This window comes from Cellulosimicrobium marinum (assembly GCF_020551945.1).
Classification (GTDB): Bacteria; Actinomycetota; Actinomycetes; order Actinomycetales; family Cellulomonadaceae; genus Cellulosimicrobium; species Cellulosimicrobium marinum.
Genome location: NZ_JAJBZH010000001.1, coordinates 580,451 through 601,159, shown reverse-complemented (window position 1 = coordinate 601,159; position 20,709 = coordinate 580,451). Strand labels below are relative to the sequence as shown.

At 75.0% G+C, this 20,709-nt stretch carries 17 protein-coding genes, 1 tRNA gene and 1 other RNA gene; 5 read left to right on the top strand and 14 right to left on the bottom strand.

Annotated features, from left to right (window positions below):
* The first annotated feature begins 44 nt into the window (after positions 1-44).
* The gene (map, locus tag LGQ04_RS02715) at positions 45-950 is read left to right on the top strand and encodes a type I methionyl aminopeptidase (RefSeq protein ID WP_229241981.1); all 906 of its coding nucleotides are present in this window, start codon (positions 45-47) and stop codon (positions 948-950) included.
* Positions 947-1,744, top strand: coding sequence for a polyphosphate--glucose phosphotransferase (gene ppgK, locus LGQ04_RS02710; protein ID WP_229241980.1), 798 nt, complete (start codon positions 947-949; stop codon positions 1,742-1,744). Before map ends, ppgK begins: the two co-directional genes overlap by 4 nt.
* A gap of 34 nt (positions 1,745-1,778) precedes the next feature.
* Here the strand turns inward: ppgK and LGQ04_RS02705 are convergent, their stop codons facing one another.
* From LGQ04_RS02705 to LGQ04_RS02685, 5 genes are all read right to left on the bottom strand, one after another.
* Entirely contained in the window at positions 1,779-2,144 is a 366-nt protein-coding gene (locus LGQ04_RS02705; protein ID WP_229241978.1) for an STAS domain-containing protein, read from the bottom strand.
* A 341-nt stretch (positions 2,145-2,485) separates the two neighbouring features.
* A complete protein-coding gene (locus LGQ04_RS02700; protein WP_229242385.1) occupies positions 2,486-5,167 on the bottom strand; it encodes a phosphoenolpyruvate carboxylase in 2,682 nt (893 codons plus the stop codon).
* 145 nt (positions 5,168-5,312) lie between these two features.
* Entirely contained in the window at positions 5,313-6,122 is an 810-nt protein-coding gene (locus LGQ04_RS02695; protein ID WP_229241976.1) for a PfkB family carbohydrate kinase, read from the bottom strand.
* 62 nt (positions 6,123-6,184) lie between these two features.
* Positions 6,185-6,600, bottom strand: an RNA gene (gene rnpB, locus LGQ04_RS02690) — RNase P RNA component class A.
* A gap of 36 nt (positions 6,601-6,636) precedes the next feature.
* Positions 6,637-7,020, bottom strand: a complete 384-nt coding sequence (locus tag LGQ04_RS02685) for a tautomerase family protein (protein WP_229241974.1) — start codon at positions 7,018-7,020, stop codon at positions 6,637-6,639.
* A gap of 99 nt (positions 7,021-7,119) precedes the next feature.
* Between LGQ04_RS02685 and LGQ04_RS02680 the strand changes: the two genes are divergently transcribed.
* Complete coding sequence (locus LGQ04_RS02680; protein WP_229241972.1) at positions 7,120-7,917, top strand: YaaA family protein; 798 nt, start codon at positions 7,120-7,122, stop codon at positions 7,915-7,917.
* A 15-nt stretch (positions 7,918-7,932) separates the two neighbouring features.
* Here LGQ04_RS02680 and LGQ04_RS02675 read toward each other — a convergent pair whose 3' ends face one another.
* From LGQ04_RS02675 to LGQ04_RS02640, 8 genes are all read right to left on the bottom strand, one after another.
* On the bottom strand, positions 7,933-9,138 hold the full coding sequence (locus LGQ04_RS02675) for a bifunctional RNase H/acid phosphatase (protein WP_229241970.1): 1,206 nt from the start codon (positions 9,136-9,138) through the stop codon (positions 7,933-7,935).
* Complete coding sequence (locus LGQ04_RS02670; protein WP_229241968.1) at positions 9,135-9,878, bottom strand: zinc ribbon domain-containing protein; 744 nt, start codon at positions 9,876-9,878, stop codon at positions 9,135-9,137. The genes LGQ04_RS02675 and LGQ04_RS02670 overlap by 4 nt, the downstream gene beginning before the upstream one ends.
* An 80-nt stretch (positions 9,879-9,958) precedes the next feature.
* Positions 9,959-10,876, bottom strand: a complete 918-nt coding sequence (locus LGQ04_RS02665) for a Nif3-like dinuclear metal center hexameric protein (RefSeq protein WP_229241966.1) — start codon at positions 10,874-10,876, stop codon at positions 9,959-9,961.
* A 34-nt stretch (positions 10,877-10,910) separates the two neighbouring features.
* Positions 10,911-12,701, bottom strand: coding sequence for a bifunctional 3'-5' exonuclease/DNA polymerase (locus LGQ04_RS02660; RefSeq protein WP_372469904.1), 1,791 nt, complete (start codon positions 12,699-12,701; stop codon positions 10,911-10,913).
* 131 nt (positions 12,702-12,832) lie between these two features.
* Complete coding sequence (locus LGQ04_RS02655) at positions 12,833-14,110, bottom strand: YihY/virulence factor BrkB family protein (protein WP_229241964.1); 1,278 nt, start codon at positions 14,108-14,110, stop codon at positions 12,833-12,835.
* Positions 14,111-14,364: 254 nt separating this feature from the next.
* Positions 14,365-14,438, bottom strand: a tRNA-Val gene (locus tag LGQ04_RS02650).
* Positions 14,439-14,476: 38 nt separating this feature from the next.
* The gene (locus LGQ04_RS02645; RefSeq protein ID WP_308016333.1) at positions 14,477-14,989 is read right to left on the bottom strand and encodes a peroxiredoxin; all 513 of its coding nucleotides are present in this window, start codon (positions 14,987-14,989) and stop codon (positions 14,477-14,479) included.
* Positions 14,973-15,359, bottom strand: a complete 387-nt coding sequence (locus LGQ04_RS02640) for a DUF3052 domain-containing protein (protein WP_229241962.1) — start codon at positions 15,357-15,359, stop codon at positions 14,973-14,975. The genes LGQ04_RS02645 and LGQ04_RS02640 overlap by 17 nt, the downstream gene beginning before the upstream one ends.
* 418 nt (positions 15,360-15,777) lie before the next feature.
* On the opposite strand from LGQ04_RS02640, the gene aceE reads away from it, so the two are divergent.
* Complete coding sequence (gene aceE / locus LGQ04_RS02635; RefSeq protein WP_229241961.1) at positions 15,778-18,525, top strand: pyruvate dehydrogenase (acetyl-transferring), homodimeric type; 2,748 nt, start codon at positions 15,778-15,780, stop codon at positions 18,523-18,525.
* A 106-nt stretch (positions 18,526-18,631) separates the two neighbouring features.
* Here the strand turns inward: aceE and LGQ04_RS02630 are convergent, their stop codons facing one another.
* Positions 18,632-19,318 carry a hypothetical protein gene (locus LGQ04_RS02630; protein ID WP_229241960.1) on the bottom strand — a complete coding sequence of 229 codons (687 nt, stop codon included), beginning with the start codon at positions 19,316-19,318 and terminating at the stop codon, positions 18,632-18,634.
* 119 nt (positions 19,319-19,437) lie between these two features.
* Here LGQ04_RS02630 and LGQ04_RS02625 point away from each other — a divergent pair, with 119 nt between their 5' ends.
* Complete coding sequence (locus LGQ04_RS02625; RefSeq protein WP_372469902.1) at positions 19,438-20,637, top strand: PucR family transcriptional regulator; 1,200 nt, start codon at positions 19,438-19,440, stop codon at positions 20,635-20,637.
* Positions 20,638-20,709: the final 72 nt, after the last annotated feature.

The following is a 20,709-nucleotide window of genomic DNA, read 5'->3' as shown; positions in this document are numbered from 1 at the left end:
CAGGTGCACGACGCACCAGGGCGCGTGTTCGTAGACTGGCTCCCATGCCCCCGACGCCCTCCCCCGCCGGCACGCCCGGGACCCGGACGCCGACGCGCCGGGGACCGCTCACCCCCGGGGTCGTCGGCCCGCGGCGGACCGTGCCGGCCTCGATCCCCCGGCCCGAGTACGTCGGCCGGCCCGGACCGCAGCCGTACACGGGCAGCGAGGTCAACGACCCGGACACCGTCGACCGCATCCGGGTCGCGTCGCGCGTCGCGGCGCAGGCCCTCGCGGAGGTCGGGCGGCACGTCGCGCCGGGCGTGACGACGGACGAGCTCGACCGGGTGGGCCACGCGTTCCTGCTCGACCACGGCGCGTACCCGTCGACGCTCGGTTACCGCGGGTTCCCGAAGTCGCTGTGCACGTCGGTCAACGAGGTGGTGTGCCACGGGATCCCCGACTCGACCGTCCTCGTCGAGGGCGACATCGTCAACGTCGACGTCACGGCGTTCGTCGGGGGCGTGCACGGCGACACCAACGCGACCTTTCCCGTGGGCGAGGTCGACGAGGAGTCCGCGCTCCTCGTCGAGCGCACGCGGGAGTCGCTCGCCCGGGCGGTCAAGGCGGTCGCACCGGGGCGGCAGGTCAACGTGATCGGCCGGGTGACCGAGCGCTACGCGGCCCGGTTCGGGTACGGGGTCGTGCGGGAGTACACGGGTCACGGCGTGGGCCGCGCCTTCCACTCGGGGCTCGTGATCCCCCACTACGACGCCGCGCCCCTGCACGACACCGTCATCGAGCCGGGCATGGTGTTCACCATCGAGCCGATGCTCACGCTCGGCGGCCCCGAGTGGCGGATGTGGGACGACGGGTGGACGGTAGTCACCGCAGACGCCTCACGCACGGCACAGTTCGAGCACACCCTGCTGGTGACCGACCACGGAGCGGAGATCCTCACACTGCCATGAACGCGCACTCCTCCCACCACCCGGCCACCCCGGACCTCGCGTTCGGCATCGACGTCGGCGGCAGCGGCATCAAGGGCGCCCCGGTCGACCTGACGACCGGCGAGTTCGCCCAGGAGCGTCACCGCATCCCGACGCCGCAGCCCTCCACCCCGCAGGCCGTCGCCGAGGTGATCGCCCGGCTGGTCGACGAGTACGACCTCCCGGCTCACGTCCCCGTCGGCGTCGCGTTCCCCGCACCGCTCCAGCACGGCGTCGTGCGGTTCATCGCGAACCTCGACCAGTCGTGGACGGGGGTCGACCTCCCCGCGCTGCTGCAGCGCGAGACGGGACGGCACGTGGTCGCCGTGAACGACGCCGACGCCGCCGGGGTCGGCGAGGTGCGGTACGGCGCGGCGCGCGAGGCGGACGGGGTCGTGCTCGTCGCGACGCTCGGCACGGGCATCGGCAGCGCCCTCGTCGTCGAGGGCCACCTGCTGCCCAACACGGAGCTCGGGCACCTCGAGATCGACGGCCACGACGCCGAGACCCGGGCGTCGGACGCGGCCCGGGACCGTGACGGCCTGGACTGGGCCGAGTGGGCCGAGCGGCTGCAGCGCTACTTCGGCGTCGTCGAGGACCTGTTCTCGCCCGACCTCATCGTCGTCGGCGGAGGCGTGAGCAAGAAGCACGAGAAGTTCCTGCCGCTGCTGCACCTGCGCGCGCCGATCGTGCCGGCGCGGCTGCGCAACGCGGCGGGGATCGTCGGGGCGGCGTCGCTCGCGGCCGACGGCGCGCGGCGGGCCGCGGGCTCGTAGAGCGCCGGCGGCTCGGCCAGGAGCCGGGTCGCGCTCAGGCGGTCGTGACCTCGCGTCGCTGGGCACCGAAGATCTCGATGACGCCGAGCATCTCGAGGACGTCGGTGACGACGCTCGGCGGGTTGCGCAGCGTGACGGTCAGGCCCTCCTCGGAGCCGATCGTGTAGAACTGCACGAGGAACGCGATGCCCGTCGAGTCCATGAACGTCACCTTCGACGTGTCGATGACGACGGGGACGTCCCGTTCGAGGGCGTTCGCCAGAGCGGCGCTCGCCTCGCTGCGCAGGGCGACGTCGATCTCGCCCCACATGTCGACCACGCTCGCGTCCGGTTCCTCGATCAGCCGGATGCCGCCTGTCTCGGACACCGTCCCCGTCTGCCCCACCTCGTGCTCCGACACCGCCCTGCCCTTCTCCCGCACTGCCCCGCACCGTGCCGGCGAGGCCGGCGCCGCCTGCTCGGCGCCACCGACGCGCCGTCCTGAGGTCCGCGCACGCCGATGGGCGCAGAGCCAGGCCGGTGGCCGGTCCACGCAAGCGTACCCCACGGATGCCACGGAGAGGGAGGGGCCTGGCGAACGCTTTACCGAAGCATCCGAACCGTGCCCGATCCACCGCGATCGTTGATGATTCATTCAACTGTTGGACGTGCGTCCAGGGTGCGACGAGGGCGGACACGCGACCGGCCGCCGTCGGAGGGCTGTCCCTCCGACGGCGGCCGGTCGTCCACGTCCTGCCTGGGTCAGCCCGTGTTCTGCAGGCCGGCGGCCACACCGTTCACCGTGAGCAGCAGCAGGTGACGCAGCTCGTCCTTCTCCACGCCCTCCGCGCCCGCGCGCAGCCCGCGCAGCGCCCGCACCTGGAGCAGGGACAGGGCGTCCACGTACGGGCTGCGCAGCTGGACCGCCCGGCCCAGCACACGCCGACCGGCCAGCGGCCAGTCGTGACCCGTCACCGCGAGGACCTGCTCGCGCGTGAGCCGCAGCTCGTCGAGCACGGCCTGCGCGAGGTCGTCCCGGTCCCCCAGCGCGAGGTACCGCTCCGCGATGCGGGCGTCCGTCTTCGCGAGCGACATCTCGACGTTGTCCAGCAGCGTCGCGAACAGCGGCCACTCACGGTGCGCCTCACGCAGCAGCTCGAGGTCGCCGAACTCCGCGAGCGCCGTCCCGAGGCCGTACCAGCCCGCGAGGTTGATGCGCGCCTGCGACCACGAGAACACCCACGGGATCGCCCGCAGGTCGTCCAGCGACGACACCGACAGGCCGCGACGCGCCGGGCGCGACCCGATCGGCAGCAGCCCGACCTCCTCGAGCGGCGTCACCTCGGAGAACCACTGCGGGAAGCCGTCCGCCTTCACGAGCTCGTGGAACCGGCGGCGCGAGGAGGCGTCGAGCGCCGCCGCGAGGTCGCGGTACCGCTCCGTCGCCGCCGCGTTGCGCGCCTCCACCGACGGCGCGGACGCGAGGAGCGTCGCCGCCGCCACCTGCTCGATGTGCCGCGACGCGATCGTCGGGTCGCCGTAGCGGGCCAGGATGACCTCGCCCTGCTCCGTGAGCTTGAACCGGCCGTCCACCGAGCCCGGGGGCTGCGCCAGGACCGCCCGGTTCGCCGGGCCGCCCCCGCGGCCCAGCGCCCCGCCGCGCCCGTGGAACAGTGTCAGGGTGATGTCGTGACGCTGCGCCCATCGCGCGATGCGGCGCTGCGCGTCGTGCAGCGCGAGCGTCGCCGACACCGGGCCCACGTCCTTCGACGAGTCCGAGTAGCCGAGCATGACCTCGACGCGGCGACCGTTCTCCGCGAGCCGACGCTGCACCTGCGGCAGCGTGAGCATCGACTCGAGGATGTCGACGCTCGCCTGGAGGTCCGCGAAGGTCTCGAACAGCGGGATCGCGTCGACGACCGGCGCGTCCGTGCCCTCGAACGCGAGCTCGGCGAGCTGGTAGACCGCCGCGAGGTGCTCCGGCTTCTGCGTGAAGGACACGATGTACCGGCGCGCGGCGCGCTGCCCGTACCGCTGCTGCACCGCGCCGAGCGCGCGGAACGTGTCGAGGACCTCGCGCGTGCGGTCCGACAGGTCGCCGTGCACACCCTTCTCCGCGAGCTCGGCGAGCGCCGACTCGTGGACCTGGGAGTGCTGGCGCACCTCGAGCTCGGCCAGGTGGAAGCCGAACGTCTCGACCTGCCACACGAGCTGCTGCAGGTCCCCGTACGCCGCGCGCGGCGCGCCGGCCGCCACCAGCGAGTCCTGCACGACCCGCAGGTCCGCCTCGAGCTCCTCCGGCGTCGCGTAGGCGAGGTCGGCGTCCCGGGCCCGCGTCGCCGCCACGCGGTCCGCGACGACGAGCAGGACGGCACGGTGCGGCTCGCGCGGCGACGCCTCGGACGCCGCCGCGGTGACCGCCTCGGACAGCTGGCGCTGGCGCTGCCACAGGGCGCGCAGGCCGTCGGACGGCGGCGTGCCGTCCTGGTCGAGCGTGAGCTTGCGCCCCACACGCCTGGCCTGGTCCTCCAGCGCCGCCAGGGCACGGTCCGACGCGATCGCCGCCGCCTGGCGCGTCACCTCCGCCGTGACGTTGGGGTTGCCGTCGCGGTCGCCGCCGATCCACGTGCCCAGGCTGACGAACGGACGCACGAGCGGTTCCTCGCGGCCCGCCTCGTCACCGAGCAGCCAGTCGTCCAGGCGCCGGTAGACGGAGGGGAACGTGTCGAACATCGTCGCGTCGAACACGCCGAGCGCGGTGCGGACCTCGTCGAGGACCGACGGCTTGCGCTCGCGGATCGGCGCGGTGCGCCACATGGTGTCGATCTCGGCGAGGAGGCTCCGCTCGTTCTCCGCGAGCGACGTCCCGCCGAGGTGCGGCGCGTCCCGCTCGTCGAGCAGCGTCGCGATCCGGCGGACCGCGCCGGAGACGGCACGGCGGCGCGCCTCCGTCGGGTGGGCCGTGAGGACCGGGCGGAACTCGAGCTGGCGCAGGCGGCGCAGCGCCTCGTCCCGGCCGACCTCGCCGACGAGCTGCTCGAACGCCTCCGGCAGGGAGTCGTCGTGCGTCACCGCCCGCGTCGCGAACTCGGCCTCGCGCTCGCGCAGCACCCGGACGCGGTGGTACTCCTCCGCGAGGTTCGCGAGGTGGAAGTAGCAGGTGAACGCGCGGGCGACCTGCTCCGCACGCTCCATCGTCAGTCCGGCGACGACGTCCTCGGCCTCCGCGAGCGACTCCCCCGTGGGGTCGTCGTACGCGCGGATCGTGAGCTCGCGCAGGCGCTCGACGTCGTCGAGCAGGCCCTGCCCGCCCGCCTCGCGCAGCACCGTGCCGAGGAGTCCGCCGAGGAGGCGGACGTCGTCGCGCAGCGGTGTCGGGACGTCGTGGCGCGCGAGACCGCGGTCGTGCGCGTCCGAGGGTCCGGGGTTCGGGCCGCCGGTCACGCCGGGGTCGCCGACGCCGGGGATCAGTTCCGGTGGGGAGAGGTCGTTCACGGGGACGAGGGTATTCCTTGACCGACCCCCGACGTGAACCCGTCCGGTGGGTGGTCCCGACCGACCGGACGGTCGGGGGACGCGGCCGAGGGCGTCACCCCTGGTAGGCGCCCTGCCAGACCGTGTCGAACGGGGTCGCGGCCGGGACCCGCGCGGCGATGCCCTGCGTGACGACCTCCTTGGCGACCTCGACCGCGGCGCGCACCGCGGCGCCCTTGGCCAGCTCGGCCGTGATCGCCGCGGCGAACGTGCAGCCCGCGCCCGACACGCGCTCCTCGCCGACCTTCGGGCGCGTCAGGACGAGCACGCCGTCGTCGTCCACCAGCACGTCGACCGCGTCGGGGCCCGGGAGCTCCACGCCGCCCTTCGCGACGACGACCCGCGGCCCCAGGTCACGGATGCGCCGCGCGGCGTCGACGAGCTCGTCGACCGTCCCGATCGCGTCCACGCCCGCGAGCGTGCGCGTCTCGAACAGGTTCGGGGTCACGACCGTCGCGAGCGGCAGCACCTGCTCCCGCAGCGCCGTGTCGGTGTCGAGCGCCGCGCCCGGCTCCTGGCCCTTGCAGATGAGCACCGGGTCGAGCACCACGTGCTCCCAGGTCCGCGAGCGCAGCGAGGCGGCGACCACGTCGATCGTCGTCGGCGTGCCCAGCATGCCCACCTTGACCACCGACGGCGCGTGCGTCGCCACCGCGGCCTCGAACTGGTCCGCGATGACCTGCGGCTCGACCGGGACGAACCGGTGCCCCCAGCCCGCCTTCGGGTCGAACGACACGATGCACGTGAGCGTGCCCACGCCGTACGCGCCGAGCTGCTGGAACGTCTTGAGGTCGGCCTGGATACCGGCCCCGCCGGTCGCCTCGGAACCGGCGATCACGTAGGCGATGGGGGGCTGCTGCGTCATGGGTGCTCCTCGGTGCGGCACGCTGGGTCAGTCCCCCTCCCGCGTACCGCGGGAGAGGAGCGCGGACGAGTCGGTCTGTACGCCGGGTTCTGTCCCCGCGCGCGGTTGCCCCCGCGCGGGTGACGGTCATCCATCTAGGACGCACGTTGCCGTGCGCCTCCAGCGGTCTACCCGACTGTGCTTCTCGACGGAGAATCGGGCGGGCCGCCCTCCGACACAGTCTGTCTGACCTTGCTCCAGGTGGGGTTTACCGAGCCGGACCGGTCACCCGGTCCGCTGGTGGTCTCTTACACCACCGTTTCACCCTTACCGCGTGCGCCCGGCCGGAGCCCGGTGCACGTGGCGGTCTGTTCTCTGTGGCACTGTCCCGCGGGTCACCCCGGGTGGGCGTTACCCACCACCTCGCCCTGTGGAGCCCGGACGTTCCTCGGCGGGGAGGCCTCGCGACCTGCCCCGACGCGACCGTCCGACCGACTCGTCCGCACCGGCTAGCCTACCGCCGGATCCCGGCCGCTCAGACGTCGACCCGGTAAGTGAGCGCGAGCTCGTCGCCGCTCATGCCCCGGATCCCCCAGCTCTCGCGCGGCGCCTCGAGGACCACGAGCTCGAGGTCGTCGGCGCCGAGACCGAGCGCGGGGGCGACGTCGTCGTACAGCGCGGACACGAGAGCCCGCTTCGCGTCGCGCGTGCGCCCCGCGAAGCACACGACCTCGACGACGAGGTAGGCGTCCGAGCGTGGGGCGACGAGGTCGTCGTCGTCCAGGAGCAGGAACCGGTGGAACCGCTTGTCCTCGGGGAGCCGCCAGGCCCGGACGAGGGCGGCGTGCAGCGCGTCGGACACCTCGGCACGCCGCTCGCCCCACACGCGGCGCCGGCCGTAGATCTTCACGTGGGCCATCGCGAGAGCGTAGCGCCGTGCCCGACGCCGTGACGCACCCCACGTGACCGGACCGCCCCGGGCGCGGGCCGGGGCGAGCGGCGACCGTAGAGTGGCCGGGTGCTCGTGCTCCTCCCCCCGTCCGAGGGCAAGTCCCCGGCGCCCGACGGCGCCGCACCGGCCGACCTGGCGACCCTCACCTCCGCGGTCCTCACGCCCCAGCGGGAGCGGGTCCTCGACGCGCTCGTCGCCGTGAGCGCGGGCGAGGACGCCGTCGAGGTGCTGGGGGTGAGTCCCGGGCTCGCGGACGAGGTGCGCCGCAACACGGGCCTGCGTGCGGCGCCCGCGGCTCCTGCCGCGCACGTGTACACGGGCGTCCTGTTCGGGGCCGCTGACCTCGGCGGCGCGCTCGCCGCGGGTGGCGAGACCGCGCGGCGCGCGACGGACGACGTGCGGGTGGTCTCCGGGCTGTGGGGCGCGCTCTCCCCCGTCGACCGCATCCCGGCGTACCGGTTGTCGATGGGCGTCGCGCTCCCCGGCACGGGGCGGCTCGCCACGGCCTGGCGTCCCCACCTCGGCGCCGCGCTCGACGGCCGGGCCGCGGGCGACGTCGTCGTGGACTGCCGTTCGGCGACGTACGCCGCGGCGTGGCGTCCCCGGACGACCGGCGACGACGCCGCGCAGCACGTCGCCGTGCGCGTCCTGCGCGAGGCGGGCGGCAGGCGCTCGGTGGTGTCGCACAACGCGAAGCACACCCGCGGGGTCCTCACGGGCCACCTGGTGCGCCGGGCGGGCGTCGTGCAGTCCGTCGACGACCTGGCCAAGGCCGCCGACGAGCTCGTCGGCACCGCCCTGCTCGACGCCACGCTGCTCGACGACGGCCGCGGACGGTTCACGCTGGAGCTCGTCGTCTCCTGACCGTCGGCCGCCGGGTCAGAGGTCGCTCGGGACGCCCTGGGCGACGAGCTCGCTCGTGCCGTCGCCCCACAGGCGCAGGATGCTCACGGAGGCGGGCGGGACACGGAACCGCGACCACTGGTCGGGCGGCGCCTGGACCGCGACGCCGATCGCGGCGCGCACCTGCACCGCGTGGCCCACGACGACGACGGTGCGGCCCGCCGCCGGCGCGTCCGCGAGGTGGGTGGTGACGAGGTCCTGGAGCCCGGCGAGGACGCGCACGCCGACGTCGGCGGCGGACTCGCCGCCGGGTGCGGCGACGGTGCCCTCCTCGTACCAGGCGCGTCGCAGCCCGGGCCACCGCTCGTCGACCTCGGGCGGGGTGAGCCCTTCCCAGTCGCCGAAGTCGACCTCGGCGAACCGGTCGTCGGTCGTGACCGGCAGCCCCAGTCGCCGGCCGACGGCGCGGGCCGTCTCCTGGGTGCGGACCATCGGCGAGGCCACGAGGGCGGACGGCCGCGGCACGTCCGTCCATGCCGTGCGGCCGACCCGGTGGACCAGGTCGGCGGCCTGGGCGGCCTGCGTCCGGCCCCGTCCCGTGAGGGAGGGACCGGGCACCGACGACCCGCTGAACGCGCCGGCGAGGGTCAGGGGGGTCTGGCCGTGCCGGACGAGCACGACGGTGAGGGCGGGGGCGTCGTCGAACCGCACCGCGACCCCCGAGGGCCGCGCCTCGGCCGTCGGGGCGTCCTTCTCGATCCCGTCCGCATGGTCGCGGGCCACGTCGCCGCCGGTGTCCATGGCCTCGTTCGCGAGCCGGTCGGCGTCGGCGTTCTGCGCGCGCGGGATCCACTCGTAGGTCACCTGCCCGGCGGGCAGCACCTGCGCGGCCTCGTCCGCGAGCCGACGCATGTCGGCGTGCTTGACCTGCCACCGGCCCGTCATCTGCTCGACGACGAGCCGCGAGTCCATCCGGACGGTCACCCGGGCGTCCGGGTCGATCGCGGCGGCCGCGCGCAGACCCGCGACGAGGCCCGAGTACTCGGCGACGTTGTTCGTCGCGACCCCGAGGAAGCCGGCGCGCTCGGCGAGGACGCGCCCGGTTCCCGCGTCGCGCACGAGCGCGCCGTAGCCGGCGGGACCGGGGTTGCCGCGCGACCCCCCGTCCGCCTCGACGACGAGCGCGCGGTCCTCGCCCCGCCCTGCTCCCGGCTGCCCTGTTCCCTGCTGCGACGCGCTCACGCGCCCGTGGCCTCCGGACGGACGACGATGTGCCCGTAGTCCTCGAGCCGGACCACCTGGTCGGGGCCGGCCGACGTCACGGCGGCGAGCTCGGCGGGGCTGAGGTCCACGTTGAGGCCCTCCACCCGCCGGCCGCGCAGCGCGACGACGCCGCGCCCGCCGTTCTGGTCCCGCACCCGCTCGTAGAGGGCGAGGAGCGCGGCGTCGAGCCCGTCGACCGCGACGCGGCGACGGTTCGCGACCTCGCCGGCCTCCGCGTCGAGCTCCGCGAACCGCGCGTCGCGGGCGGCGACGACGTCCGCGCGGGCGGCCTCCAGCTCGGCGTGGGCGGCCTCCAGCTTCGCGAGGGCCTCCTCGTGGGCCTCGAGCCGTTCCATGACGTCGAGCTCGACCTCCTCGAGCACGCCCTGGCGGCGCGCGAGCGACTCCAGCTCCGCGACGAGCGCCTGCGCGTCCTTCGCCCCGACCTGCCCGGCGTCGAGCCGCGCCTGGTCACGCGCGGCGCGCGCACGGACCTGCTCGACGTCCCCCTCGGCCTTCGTCAGCTCGCGACGCAGGTCGGACGCCGCAGTGCGCGACTCGACGAGCGACGAGCCCAGGTCCTTGAGCTGGGCGTCGAGCTCGGTGACGCGCGCGAGCTCGGGCAGGTTCTTGCGCTGGTGCGCGAGCTGCTGGGCACGCGTGTCGAGCTCCTGGACGTCGAGGAGCCGCAGCTGGTCGGCGGGTGATGCGGTGGGCACGTGGTCGTTCCTCTCGTGGGCCCCGGTCGGTCCGGACGCGGGGTCGGTGCCGCGTCGCGCGGCGGGTCGTGGCGGTGGGGTCACCCGGCCGGGCGGGCGGGCACCGAGGGGAGCCGTGCGCTCCACGGGTCCGTGACGAGCGTGCTCACCCGGGTCTCGACGCGCTCGCCGCGCGCCTCGAGCGCACGCGCCAGGTCCTGGGCAGCGTAGCCGAGCCAGGGCCACTCCGACGCGAAGTGCGGGACGTCGACGAGGAACGGCGTGCCGGACGGCCCCGACTCCTGCCGGGCGCGCTCGCGCGCCTCGGAGACCGGGTGGTGGCGCAGGTCGGAGGTGACGTAGACGTCCGCACCGCTCGCGCGCACGGCGTCGAACAGCGAGTCGCCCGAGCCGCCGACGACGGCGACCGACTCGACGGTGGCGTCGAGGTCGCCCGCCACGCGCACGCCCTGCGCCGTCGCGGGGAGCGCCCGCGCGACGTGCTCGGCGAACGCGCGCAACGTCGTCGGGGCGGCGAGCCGCCCGACCCGGCCCGTGCCGGTCGTGACGCCCGCGCGCCCGGCCGCCGGGCCGCCGTCGGGCAGCCGGTGCGGCACGAGGGGAACGCGGTGCAGCAGGTCGAGGGCGTCCGCGAGCGCGTCCGCGACGCCGCGCTCCGCGGCGTCGGCGTTCGTGTGCGCGACGTGCAGGGCGCACCCGCCGCGCACGAGCCGGTGCACGAGCGAGCCCTTGAACGTCGTCGCCGCGACCGAGTGCACGGGGCGCAGGAACAGCGGGTGGTGCGTGACGAGCAGGTCCGCGCCCCAGTCGAGGGCCTCGTCGGCGACCTCCTCCACCGGGTCGACGGCGAACAGCACCTTGCGGACGGCGGCCTGCGGGTCGCCCGCGACGAGCCCGACGGCGTCCCACTCCTCCGCCGTGTCCGGCGGGTAGAGCGTGTCGAGCGCGCGGACGACCGTGGCGAGCGTCGGCGGGGTCGGGTTCGGGTCGGACGCCATGGCGGCAGGCTATCCCGCGCCCCCGCCCCGGGCCTCACTTGGCCTGGGCGTAGTGCTCGACCGTCGCGACCGTGAGGGGGAAGTCGACGGGGAAGTCGCCGAACAGCAGCCGGCCCGCCTCCGCGGCCGCCTCGCGCACGGCGTGCTCGACCGCCTCGGCCAGCTCGGCCGGGGCGTGGACGACGACCTCGTCGTGGAGGAAGAAGACGAGGTGGGCGCGCCCCCGGAACGGCGGCCGGGCCTCCCCCGGGACGTCGCTCACGGGCAGCTCCCACAGCCGACGCCGGATGGACGCCAGCCAGCACAGCGCCCACTCCGCCGCGGTGCCCTGCACGACGAAGTTTCGCGTGAACCGGCCCCACGCGCGCGTGGCGGACCGGGCGCGGGACTCGGCCTGCGCCCGGTCGGGGACACCGTCGTCGGCCGGGGCGTCGGCCGGGACGTCGACCGCGTACGCGCCCGACTGCACCTCCTGCCAGGCCGCGCCCGGCCTCGGCGAGCTCCGCCCGAGCCGCGTCGTGACGACCTCGCCCCGCTCCCCGGCCCGCGCCGCGCGCTCGACCAGCTCGATCGCCGCGGGAAACGCCTGCGCGAGGCGCGGCAGCACGAGCGCGCTGTCCCCCGTCGTCCCCCCGTACATCGCGCCGAGCATCCCGACCTTCGCGTGCTCGCGCGTCGCGACCACGCCCGACGCCACGATCCCGGCGTACAGGTCGACGCCGCGCCCGGCCTGCGCCATGCGCTCGTCGTGCGCGAGCCCGGCGAGCACGCGCGGCTCGAGCTGGGCGGCGTCGGCGACGACCAGGCGCCAGCCCGGGTCCGCGACGACGGCCCGCCGCACCTGCCGGGGGAGCTGGAGCGCCCCGCCCCCGCTCGACGACCAGCGTCCGGTGACCACTCCCCCGACGACGTACTCCGTGCGGAACCGCCCGTCGCGGACCCACGTGTCGAGCCACGCCCACCCGTTGGCCGTGAGGAGGCGCTGGAGCCTCTTGTACTCGAGCAGCGGGGCGACCACGGGGTGGTCGAGGCGTTCGAGCTCCCCCTTGCGCAGCGAGCGCGCGCCGACGCCCGCGTACTGCAGCGCCTTGAGCAGGTCCGGGTGGGAGTCGGGGTTGAGCGTGGGCGGCGCGTCGACCGCCGCCCGGATCGCGCGCGCGAGCTCCTCCATGCGTGCCGGGCGCTCCCCGGGGCGCGGACGCGGACCGAGGACACCGGCGAGGATCTCGTCGTGCACGTCGGCCCGCCACGGCAGGCCCGCGTGGTGCATCTCCGCCGCGACGAGCGCGCCCGCCGACTCGCCCGCGAGCAGCAGACGCAGGCGGCCCGCCGCGTCGGGCCCCTCGGCCGCGGCGGCGGCGGCGAGCTGGTCCACGAGCTCGGGCAGCGGGTCCAGGCCCGGCGGCGCGGCCCCGCCCCCGCGCCGGTCGTCGCCACCGAGGTCGAACAGGGGGTCCGGGCGCTCGGGGAGGGTCGGGTCCGGGCCGGCGGGTGCGGGGGCGAGCGCGTCCCACGGCCCGGGAGGCCGCGCCGCGAGCCCGGTCCCCGCCGTGAGCGCCGACGCGCGCAGGATCGCGTGCGCGAGGCGCAGGTCGTGCGCGCGGTCGACCCGCGTGCCGGCGGCGAGCAGCGCCGGGTACCAGCGGTTGGTGTCGTCCCACACGACGCGCGTCCCGGGCGCCTGCGCCCCGAGCGCCGCACCGAGCAGTCCCGGCGCGACGACGGCCGGGGCCGGGGAGGCCACGGGCGTCCCGGTCCCGGACACGTGCGTGAGCGCGACGGCGGGCCCGGCGTCGCCGGCCACGTGGGAGAGGACGACGGGCACCGGCCCATCCTCGCGCGGACCACCCACGTCCTCCGTGCGCCGACGCACCACCGTGAGCTCGTCGTCCCGCTCGTCGGGGTCAGTCCGGCCTCTCAGTCCGGCCTCTCAGTCCGGCCTCTCAGTCCGGCCTCTCAGCCCGGCGTCGCGTCCGCCGCCCCCGCGTCCGGCCCCGCACCCGCGCGCTCGAGCTCGAGCTCGGCGGTCAGCACCCCGCCCGCGAGCACGGCGATGCTGGACAGCCACAGCCACAGCACGCCCGCGAGGACGAGGCCGAGCATCTGCCCGGCGACGCGCACGAGCGCGGCCGCCCCGGCCTCGACCCCGGGCGTCTCGGGCACCGCGAGCGCGAGGTAGAGGCCGAAGCCCGACGACACGAGCAGGACGCCGAGCGTGCCGACCACCGCACCGGGCACGCAGCGGGTCCACGTCGTGTCGACGGCGGGCGCGTACCGGTAGAGCAGCGTGAGGTACGCGACGCACACCGCGACCACGACCGGCCAGCGCAGCACGTCCCACGACACCCGGAGCGCCTGGCCGAGGCCCAGGCGGTCGGCGAGCGTCGCGCCGTCGCCCAGGAGCGGGCCGACGACGACGAGCCCGAGCACCAGCACGAGGGTCGCGACCGCGCCGAGCGCGAGGGTCAGGCCGAGGACGTACTGCGCCACGACGCCGCGGCGCCGCTCGACCTGGTACGCGTCGTCGAGCGCACGCACGGCGGCGCGGAACACCCGGCTCGCGAGCCACAGCGCGACGAGGAACGCCCCGAGGGCGAAGCCGGTGCGCGCCTCGTCGAGCAGCCCGTCGACGAGCGGGGCGAGCACGTCGACCGCGACCTGCTCCGCGAACACCGTCGTCAGGGCGTCGACGAGGGTCCGACGGATCGCGTCGACCTGCTCGTCGCCGAGCAGCGGGCGCAGGAAGCCGAGGCTCGCGCCGAGGGCCGTGGTGAGCGGGACGAGCGAGATGAGGCCGTAGTACGACATCTCGGCGGCGAGCCCGGTCACGCGCACGTCGGCCGAGCGGAACCCGGCCCGCAGCGCGACCTCGGCGACGGGGACCCCGCGCACCCGTCCCGGGGTGCGCGCGGCACGGGCCAGGAGCCGGTCGCGGACCGTCGGGGAGTCCCGCGCACGCTCCGCACGCCGCGCGGCCAGCGGCCGGACGACGTGGACGACGACCCAGGCGCCCGCGGCGACGACCAGCGGCGCGAGCACGACGACGGCGACCGCGGCGACGACCGCGCGGGCACCGGGATCCTGGACGACGAGCGTCGCGAGGACGAGCGCGGCGCAGGCCGCCGCGACGACGAGGATCGTCGACGTCGCGGTGCTCGTCGCCGACCGGACGGCAGGGACGCGACGCACGACGACAGCGAGCACCAGCCCCGCGAACGTCACGACGGCGAGCACGGGCCTCCCCGATCGGAACGGGCCGCCGGTCGACCGGCGGTCGTGCGGGCGCGGACACCGCACGGCCTGCGCCGCACGGCACGCGTGAGCCCGGGGGCGTCCGGGCCGACGCCCCAGCGTAGACGCCGGGTGCCGACCCCGGCAGCGCGTCGCCGACCGTGTCAGCGGCTCACGTGGCCCGGTCCTCGACGACGTCCCGGAGGCCCTCGACGCAGGACGGGGAGGCGCCGCCGTCGGAGGAGGGGCGCGTGGGGTGGGCCCGGAGGGACTCGAACCCCCGACATCCACGGTGTAAGCGTGGCGCTCTGACCAGCTGAGCTACAGGCCCCGGAAACAGCGGTGCACAGCCTACCGGGTCGCCGGAGGTCAGAGCTGCTCGAGCGCGCGGTGGTAGGCGTCGAGGTCGCGGCGCTGCCCGCGGGGGTTGACGACGGACCAGCGGACCACGCCGTCGGCGTCGACGAGGAAGGATCCGCGCAGCGCGAGCCCGTTCTCCTCGTCGAGCACCCCGTAGGCCCGTGCGACCGCCCCGTGGGGCCAGAAGTCGGAGAGCAGGTCGAACTCGAAGCCCTCCTGGGCGGCCCAGGCCTTCTGCGCGAACACGGAGTCGCAAGAGATGCCGAGGACGGTGACGCCCGCCGCCTCGAAGTCCTCGATGTTGTCCCGCAGCTCGCACAGCTCCCCGGTGCAGATGCCGGAGAACGCGAACGGGTAGAACACGAGAAGGACGGGTCCGCCGCGCAGGTCCGCGAGGTGCACGGGCGTGCCGTGGGTGTCGCGGAGCGTGAAGTCCGGTGCGGGGTCGCCCGGACCGGGGACGGCCGGGGCGGTGCCGGCCGGGGTGGTGCCGGCCGGGGCGGTGTCAGCGTCCGCGGCCACGCGTGCCGAGCCGTGTGGCGGACCAGTCCGGGGCGAGCGAGAACGTGCTCGTCGCGTGGAGGCCGGCGGTCGTCGCGGCCTCCTGGATGTCGTTGTGGCCGACGTGACCCGGACGGCCGGGCTTGGGCGTGAGGATCCAGATGATCCCGCCGTCGTCGAGGACCGTCTGCACGTCGACGAGCGTGTCCGTGAGGTCGCCGTCGTCCTCGCGCCACCACACGATCACGCCGTCGGTGACGTCGCCGTACTCCTCGTCGACGAGCTCGCCGCCGACGACCTCCTCCACGTCGGCGCGCAGGCCGTCGTCGACGTCCTCCGCCCAGCCGAACTCCTGGACCACGTTCCCGGGCGCGAACCCCAGGCGGTCCACGCCGCGGGATCCTGCGGTGTCCGTCACAGTCGTGCCGTTCCTTTCCTCGTCCGTCCGCGTCACCGGCCCGCGCTGCGGACCGGCCGGCAGGTGGCGCACCACCGCGTGCCGTGTCTGGCAAAGGTAGCCCACCGCACGGTGCGGTGCTTGGCAAGGACGCGGTGGCGGACGCGTGGTGGCGCGGGAGAGGCCCGGTGGACGCCCGCCGTCCGCGTGTCGCGGAAATCACGCCTTCTTGACCACTGGTTGGTGTGACTTCACGCGCCGGGGAGAACACAATGGGGAGACCACCCTGGTCTCGTGATGGGGCGCGGTCGCCACCAGCGGCCGTGGCCGCGCGCCCGGAGTGGCTCCGAGACGGACGACGGCGTGTACCGCGCGACCGACGTCCGGCATCCGACGAGATATGAGGTTGCTGGTGGCTTCGTACGACGAGACCGGACCGCTGATCAACGGCCTGCTCAGCCAGGTACCGGACATCGACCCCGCCGAGACCGGCGAGTGGGTCGAGTCCCTCGACGGCCTGATCGACGACCGCGGGGGCCCCCGGGCCCGCTATGTCCTGCTGAACCTGCTCAAGAGGGCCCGGGAGCGCAACGTCGCGATCCCGACCTCCTTCGCCACGCCCTACGTGAACACGATCGGCGTGCACGAGGAGCCGTACTTCCCCGGCGACGAGGCGCTCGAGCGCCGGTACCGCTCGTGGATCCGCTGGAACGCGGCCGTCATGGTGACGCGCGCGCAGCGCCCGGGCATCGGGGTCGGTGGGCACATCTCCTCCTACGCGTCGGTGGCGACGCTGTACGAGGTGGGCCTGAACCACTTCTTCCGCGGCAAGGACCACCCGGGCGGCGGCGACCAGGTCTACTTCCAGGGGCACGCCTCCCCCGGCGTCTACGCCCGCGCGTTCCTCGAGGGTCGCCTGTCGGCGGACCAGCTCGACGGCTTCCGCCAGGAGAAGTCCCACCCCGCGGGCGGCCTGCCGTCCTACCCGCACCCGCGGCTCATGCCGGACTTCTGGGAGTACCCGACGGTCTCGATGGGCCTCGGCCCGGCGAGCGCGATCTACCAGGCGTGGACGGACAAGTACCTCCACAACCGTGGCATCAAGGACACGAGCCAGCAGGACGTGTGGGCGTTCCTCGGCGACGGCGAGATGGACGAGCCCGAGTCGCGCGGCATGCTCCAGCTCGCGGCGCAGCAGGGCCTGGACAACCTGACGTTCGTCGTGAACTGCAACCTGCAGCGCCTGGACGGCCCGGTGCGCGGCAACGGCAAGATCATCCAGGAGCTCGAGGCGCAGTTCCGCGGCGCGGGCTGGAACGTCATCAAGGTCATCTGGGGCCGCGAGTGGGACGTCCTGCTCAACGCGGACAAGGACCGCGCCCTGGTCAACCTCATGAACGTCACGCCGGACGGCGACTACCAGACGTACCGGGCCGAGGACGGCGCGTTCATCCGCGAGCACTTCTTCGGTCGCGACCCGCGCACGAAGCAGCTCGTCGAGAACATGACCGACGACGACATCTGGAACCTCAAGCGCGGCGGCCACGACTACCGCAAGCTGTACGCGGCGTACTCGGCGGCGCGCGCGCACACGGGTCAGCCGACCGTGATCCTCGCGCACACGGTCAAGGGCTACGGCCTCGGGTCGACGTTCGCGGGCCGCAACGCGACGCACCAGATGAAGAAGGTCAACCTCGCCGACCTCAAGACGCTGCGCGACTCGCTGCGCATCCCCATCACCGACGAGGAGCTCGAGGCGAGCCCGTACGAGCCGCCGTACTACCACCCGGGGGCGGACGCGCCGGAGATCCAGTACCTGCTGGACCGCCGTCGCCAGCTCGGCGGGTTCGTGCCGGAGCGGCGCTCGAGGCCGGCGCCGGTGACGCTGCCGGGCGAGAAGACCTACGAGATCCTCAAGAAGGGCTCGGGCCAGCAGGAGATCGCCTCCACGATGGCCTTCGTGCGCCTGCTCAAGGACCTCATCAAGGACAAGGAGTTCGGCAAGCGCATCGTCCCGATCATCCCGGACGAGGCGCGCACGTTCGGCCTGGACTCGATCTTCCCGTCCGCGAAGATCTTCAACACCCAGGGGCAGAACTACCTCGCCGTGGACCGTGAGCTCATGCTGAGCTACAAGGAGTCCGAGGCCGGGCAGATCATGCACACCGGCATCAACGAGGCCGGCTCGGCCGCCGCGTTCCAGGCCGTCGGCACCTCGTACGCCACGCAGGGCGAGGTCATGGTGCCGGTCTACATCTTCTACTCGATGTTCGGCTTCCAGCGCACCGGCGACCAGTTCTGGGCGGCGGGCGACCAGCTCACGCGCGGCTTCATCATCGGCGCCACGGCGGGTCGCACGACGCTCACGGGCGAGGGCCTGCAGCACGCGGACGGCCACTCGCCGCTGCTCGCGGGGACCAACACCGCGATGGTGCAGTACGACCCGGCGTACGGCTACGAGATCCGGCACATCGTGCGCGACGGTCTGGAGCGCATGTACGGCGACGGGTCCGACGGCCGGGACCAGAACGTCATGTACTACCTCACGGTGTACAACGAGCCGATGGTGCAGCCGGCCGAGCCGGAGGACGTCGACGTGGAGGGCATCCTGCGTGGCATCCACCGCCTGTCGGTGTCCGACGCCGAGGGCCCCAAGGCGCAGCTCCTCGCCTCGGGCGTGGGCGTGCCGTGGGCGCTCGAGGCCCAGCAGCTCCTCAAGGAGGACTGGGGCGTCTCGGCCGACGTGTGGAGCGTGACGAGCTGGAACGAGCTGCGTCGTGACGCGCTCGCCGCCGACCAGGCCGCGTTCCTCGACCCGGCGGCCGAGGTCCGCACGCCGTACGTCACCGCGAAGCTGCAGGGTGCCGAGGGTCCGTTCGTCGCGACGAGCGACTACGACCACCTCGTGCCCGACCAGATCCGCAAGTGGGTCCCCGGCGACTACGAGGTGCTCGGCGCGGACGGCTTCGGCTTCTCCGACACGCGCGCCGCGGCCCGCCGCCACTTCAAGATCGACGGCCCGTCCGTCGTCGTGCGCACGCTGCAGGCCCTCGCCCGCCAGGGCAAGGTCCCCGCGGACGCGTCGGCGAAGGCGATCGAGAAGTACCGCCTCATGGACGTCACGGCCGGCACGTCCGGCAACGCCGGCGGAGAGTCCTGACCTCTCCTCCACCAGAGCACGACGACGGCGGCCCACCTCCGAGGAGGTGGGCCGCCGTCGTCGTCGGGTGGTCCGCTCTGCCGGTCCCGGGCTCAGGTCCCGCGGGTCACGTCCCGGCGCGGTGCTGCTCGGCCTGCGCGACGGCGCGCTCCAGCTCGACGCGCAGCGGCGCGACGGCGCGCGGGTCGCCCAGGTCGACGAGCGAGGCGAGGTGCTGGCGCGCCTCCAGGACGCGGTCGGCCTCGATCGCCGCGAGGACGAGCTGGCGGCCCACCTCCGGGTCGTGCTCGCGGGCGCGCCAGTGCCCGACGCCGAGCCCGAGCGCCTCCTGCGGCAGGCCGGCCTCCCGCAGCACCTCCATGCCCCGGGCGAGGGCGCGCCCGGTGCCCTCCCGCTCGGCCGCCGTGGCGAAGCGGCGCAGCGCGGCCTCCTGGTCGTCGTCGAGGGAGAGCCGGCCGAGCTCGACGAGCGGGTACCAGCCCTTGGGGTGGCCGGCGAGCTCCTCGGCGAGCGCCCACACGGCCAGGTCGGCGGCGCGCTGCTTCTCCTGGTCGTCGGGCGGGGCGGCGAGCGGGTCCTGGTCGGTGTGCGCCTCGGCGGCGCGGCGGCGGACGAGCTCGGCGAGGGCGCCGAACGCGCGTTCGTCGTTCGGGTCGTCGACGAGCATGGCGCGCAGGGCGTCCTCGTGGACGGTGTCCCCGCGCCGCTCACCCGCGCGGGGGCGACGCGCGCCCACGGTCGAGGCGGAGGCGGGGCGTCGCATGAGCTGGCGCAGACGGGGCATGAGAGCCATGCACCGACCCTAGCCGCTCCGCCGTGGGCACACCCTCCCGTCGGCGTCCGACCGCCCGGGGCGCCGCGCCCGCTCCGGGGTTTGTGGACTGTCCACAACCCGGCCCGTATGCTCGCCGGGTGACGGCGACCTCCACCCCCGCCTCCGGCCGCCCCCGCACCTCGGGCGGGTCGGGCAACCCGGACAACCTCCAGCGGCTGCGCGACGGCAGCGGCCTGCTCATGGCCGCGGCGCTGCGGCGCCTCGACGACGAGATCCCCTGGTACCGCGAGCTCCCCGCGGAGGACCGGTCGTACGTCGGGCTCGTCGCCCAGTCCGGCATCACGGCGTTCGTGTCGTGGTACGCCGACCCGCAGGCACCGCCGCACGGCGTGAGCGAGATCTTCGCCGCCGCGCCGCCCGAGCTCACCCGCTCGATCTCGCTGCAGAACACCCTCCAGCTCGTGCGCATCGTCGTCGAGGTCGTCGAGGCGCACTCCGACCGTCTCGCCGCGCCCGGTGGCGAGCGCGACCTGCGCGAGGCGGTGCTGCGCTACTCGCGCGAGGTCGCGTTCTCCGCCGCGGAGGTCTACGCCCGTGCGGCCGAGGTCCGCGGTGCGTGGGACGCGCGGCTCGAGGCGCTCGTCGTGGACGCCCTCGTGCGCGGGGACGGGGACGACTCGCTGCGGTCGCGCGTGTCCGCCCTCGGCTGGGGCGGGCGCGGGTCCACGCTCGTCGTGGCCGGGACGACGGCCGCGCACCTCGACGAGGTCCGGACGGCGGAGCTGCGCCGGGCGACGCGGCGCGCGGCGGGAGACGCGCTCGTCGGGATCCACGGCGACCGGCTCGTCCTCGTGCTCGGCGGGGAGGGCGACCTCCAGGCGGCGGCCGCGTCCCTGCTGCCGCGGTTCGGTCCAGGCCCGGTGGTCATCGGACCGACGGTCGCGGGCCTGGAGGAGGCGGGCCGTTCCGCGCAGGCCGCGCTGGCCGCGCTGCGCGCCGCCCCCGCCTGGCCGCAGGCCCCGCGTCCCGTGCTCGCCGACGACCTCCTGCCGGAGAGGGTGCTCACGGGCGACACGACGGCGCGGCGCACGCTCGTGGTGCAGGCGTACCGGCCGCTCGCGGAGGCGACGGGCTCGGTCCTCGAGACCCTCTCCGCCTACCTGGGCACCGGGCGGTCGCTGGAGGCGGCGGCGCGCACCCTGTACGTCCACCCGAACACGGTCCGGTACCGGCTGCGCAAGGTGTCGGAGATCACCGGGTGGGACCCGCTCGACGCGCGCGAGTCGTTCGTGCTCCAGATCGCCCTCGCGCTCGGCCAGCTCTCCGACGCGCGCTGACGCACGCGGACGCACGCGGACGCACGCGGACGCCTCCCGGACCCGACCGGACCCGCCCGGCCCGTCGGCGCG

What these genes read in the sequence shown, in the direction of transcription:
- LGQ04_RS02685 (WP_229241974.1), bottom strand. Translation starts at nt 7,020, where the DNA reads ATGGCCCACGTGAAGATCTACGGCCGGCGCCGCGTGTGGGGCGAGCGG.
- map (WP_229241981.1), top strand. Translation starts at nt 45, where the DNA reads ATGCCCCCGACGCCCTCCCCCGCCGGCACGCCCGGGACCCGGACGCCG.
- LGQ04_RS02695 (WP_229241976.1), bottom strand. Translation starts at nt 6,122, where the DNA reads ATGACGCAGCAGCCCCCCATCGCCTACGTGATCGCCGGTTCCGAGGCG.
- ppgK (WP_229241980.1), top strand. Translation starts at nt 947, where the DNA reads ATGAACGCGCACTCCTCCCACCACCCGGCCACCCCGGACCTCGCGTTC.
- LGQ04_RS02665 (WP_229241966.1), bottom strand. Translation starts at nt 10,876, where the DNA reads ATGGCGTCCGACCCGAACCCGACCCCGCCGACGCTCGCCACGGTCGTC.
- LGQ04_RS02630 (WP_229241960.1), bottom strand. Translation starts at nt 19,318, where the DNA reads ATGGCTCTCATGCCCCGTCTGCGCCAGCTCATGCGACGCCCCGCCTCC.